We start from the raw sequence: 2,864 nt of genomic DNA, 5'->3' as shown, positions 1-2,864 counted from the left end.
AGCCCCCACGCCGGCCCGTGCCCGGGCAGCACGTGCCGCGCCTCGGTGTCGGCCAAGCGGTCGAGCGAGGCGACCGCCGTGTCGATGTCGGCCGTCGCGGCCGGTGCGACGATCCGCGGGCCGATGCCGCCGGTGTAGGGGTCGAGCGTGACGAGGGCGTCCCCGGCGATCACCGCGTCACGGTCCGCGAAGTGCAGCGCCACGTGCCCGTCGGTGTGCCCGGGGGTCTCGATGATCCACGGTGTCCCGGGCACCTCGGCGCGGACCTCCAGGGGCTCCGTCTCCGCGATGCCGTCCACCGTCGCGGCACCGGCGAGCAGCATCCGACCGAGCGGTACCAGGCCACCCGGGTGCAGCGCGACGAACCCGAACCGGTTCGTCTGCGGCCGGTAGGAGTACGGGTGCGCGGCGAGGTGCCGGTCGCCGGGGTGGACGTACACGGGCGTGCCCCACTCCCGGTGCATCCTCGCGGCGGTGCCCACGTGGTCGAAGTGCCCGTGGGTGAGGAGCAGCCCCTCCACGCGGTCGGGCGAGTAGCCGAGGTCGTGGACGGCGAGCAGCAGGTGCGGCCATGCCGCGGGCAGCCCGGCGTCGACGACGAGCAGCCGGTCGCCCGTCTCGACCAGGTACGTGTTCGTGTGGGCGATCTCCAGCCGGTGGATGCCCTCGGCGACGTCTCGGAACAGCATGGGGCGCACCGTAGGCGGGTCGACCTGGACACGGACCCCGGCTGAGCGTGTACGAAATGGGGAATGGCCAAGGACAGTCTCCCCGAGCTCGAACTCGCGACCGTTCGCACGCGTGAGCACCTCACGGACACCGTCAACGAGATCCGACGACGTTCCGACGTGCCCGCTCGGACCCGTCTGGCGGTCGCGAAGGCGAGGCAGCGCTGGCACCGCGACCCCACGCCGCTCGTGGCGATGGGCGTCACCGCTGCCGCAGGGGTGGCGGCGATCGTCGTCGGCATCGCGATCCGGAACAGCCCCGCGGGTCACCTCGCCGAACCGCCGGCGACGACGGCCTTCACCGCGCTGCTGCCGTTCGGAGCCCGCGGCGACGGTCCGAGTGCGGCCGAGCAGTCCCAGCCCGGACGCAAGGGGCGCAAGGCCCGCGCGAAGGCCGCCGAGGAGTCACTCGAACGCGACCCGCAGCACCGCGCACGCGTGAAGCAGCGCGCCGGCATCGCCGCGGTCCAACGCCGCGCGACGAAGAACCGCAAACAGGCCGCCAAGCGCTCGAAGCAGGCGCTGAAGGCGAAGGGGTAGTCCCGTGGCACGCGAGCAGCACAAGCCCGAACCCGACGATCCGCGCAAGCCCGACAGCCCGGCAGACCTCACCAAGCCGACGCTCGTCTACACGCTCAAGAAGACGCTCCGCGAGTTCTCCAGTGACCAGTGCACGGACCTCGCGGCGAGCCTGACCTACTACACCGTGCTCGCGCTGTTCCCCGGTCTGCTGGCGGTGGTGTCGATCCTCGGCCTGGTGTCCGACCCGAAGAAGACGATCGACACCCTGCTCGACGTCGTGAACAACATCGGCGGCGGGCAGGTCGCCGAACTGCTCCGGGACCCCATCGAGGGGCTCGTCCGCTCGCCCGCAGCACCGGTCACGTTCATCGTCGGTGTCGTCGGTGCGCTGTGGTCGGCCTCCGGGTACGTCGGTGCCTTCGGCCGGGCGATGAACCGGATCTACAACGTCCGCGAGGGGCGTCCGATCTGGAAGCTCCGCCCGACCATGCTCGGCGTCACGCTCTTCACCGTCATCCTGCTCGTCCTCGGGCTGCTCGCACTCGTGTCCGGCCCGCTCGCCCGCAGCTTCGGCGACGTGATCGGGCTCGGCGACGTCGCCGCGACGGTCCTGAGCATCGTGCAGTGGCCGATCCTGCTCGTGATCGCGATCATCGTCGTCGCGGTGCTCTACTACTGGGCGCCGAACGTCAAGCAGCCGAAGTTCCGCTGGGTGAGCGGCGGGTCGATCCTGGCCATCCTGATCCTCATCGTCGCCAGCGTCGGCTTCGGCTTCTACGTCGGCAACTTCTCGAACTACAACGCCACGTACGGTTCGCTCGGCGGCGTGATCGTGTTCCTGCTGTGGATCTGGATCACGAACAACGCGCTGCTCTTCGGCGCGGAGTTCGACGCCGAGATCGAACGCGGACGCGAGCTGCAGGCCGGCATCCGCGCGGAGGAGGACATCCAGCTCCCCGAACGCGACACCCGTCAGATCGAGAAGCAGGACGAGAAGCGCGCGCAGGACGTCCTCGACGGCATCAGGATCCGCGAGGACGCCGACCGCCGCTGACGGGACATTCCCGGTCGGGGTGGCTACGGTTCGCCCGTGCCGTCCTTCCTCGAGGGGCTCCCGTTCCGGTGGCTCGTCCTCGCCCTCTTCGCCGTGGTGTTCTGCCGTGCGCAGGCGACGTACTGGCTGGCACGCCTCGCTGTCACGGGGGTGGCGCGGTCACGCTGGGGACGTTGGCTCGACTCGGCAGCGGTCCGTCGGGGTTCGGCGTTGCTCGACCGCTGGGGGCTGCCCGTCGTGACGATCAGCTTCCTCACCGTGGGGCTGCAGACGGTCGTGAACGCGGCCGCGGGCGTCGCCCGGGTGCCGTGGTGGCGGTACACGATCGCGATGGTCCCGGGCTGCGTGGCGTGGGCGGTCGTGTACGCGACCGTGGGCCTCGCGCTCTTCTGGGCAGTGCTCGCGGCGTTCGCGGGGTCGCCGTGGGGCGCGGTCGTGCTGGTCGCGCTGGCGGTCGGTGCTGCGGCCGTGCTGTGGGCGGTCCGGCGCCGTCGCCGGGTCGCCGCCGACACGTCCCGACCCTGACGGCCAGGAGGCGCGGTGCCGGCCCGCCCCGCGAC

The 2,864-nt window shown here is 71.5% G+C and carries 4 protein-coding genes; 3 read left to right on the top strand and 1 reads right to left on the bottom strand.

Annotated features, from left to right (window positions below):
• Nucleotides 1-689 (bottom strand): MBL fold metallo-hydrolase (locus tag Q7F20_RS18255; protein ID WP_305741475.1); only part of this gene is annotated, 689 nt, incomplete at its 3' end.
• A gap of 63 nt (nt 690-752) precedes the next feature.
• Between Q7F20_RS18255 and Q7F20_RS18250 the strand changes: the two genes are divergently transcribed.
• From Q7F20_RS18250 to Q7F20_RS18240, 3 genes are read left to right on the top strand one after another with little or no spacing between them, the layout of a single operon-like run.
• Nucleotides 753-1,268, top strand: a complete 516-nt coding sequence (locus Q7F20_RS18250) for a hypothetical protein (RefSeq protein WP_305741474.1) — start codon at nt 753-755, stop codon at nt 1,266-1,268.
• Between the two features lie 4 nt (nt 1,269-1,272).
• Entirely contained in the window at nt 1,273-2,304 is a 1,032-nt protein-coding gene (locus Q7F20_RS18245) for a YihY/virulence factor BrkB family protein (RefSeq protein WP_305741473.1), read from the top strand.
• A 36-nt stretch (nt 2,305-2,340) separates the two neighbouring features.
• On the top strand, nt 2,341-2,829 hold the full coding sequence (locus Q7F20_RS18240; protein ID WP_305741472.1) for a DedA family protein: 489 nt from the start codon (nt 2,341-2,343) through the stop codon (nt 2,827-2,829).
• The last annotated feature ends 35 nt before the right edge of the window (nt 2,830-2,864 follow it).

The organism is Curtobacterium sp. A7_M15, assembly GCF_030705415.1.
In the GTDB taxonomy this organism is placed as follows: Bacteria; Actinomycetota; Actinomycetes; order Actinomycetales; family Microbacteriaceae; genus Curtobacterium.
Note: the sequence above shows the minus strand (reverse complement) of the source record. Positions and strands in the feature narration are given on the sequence as shown.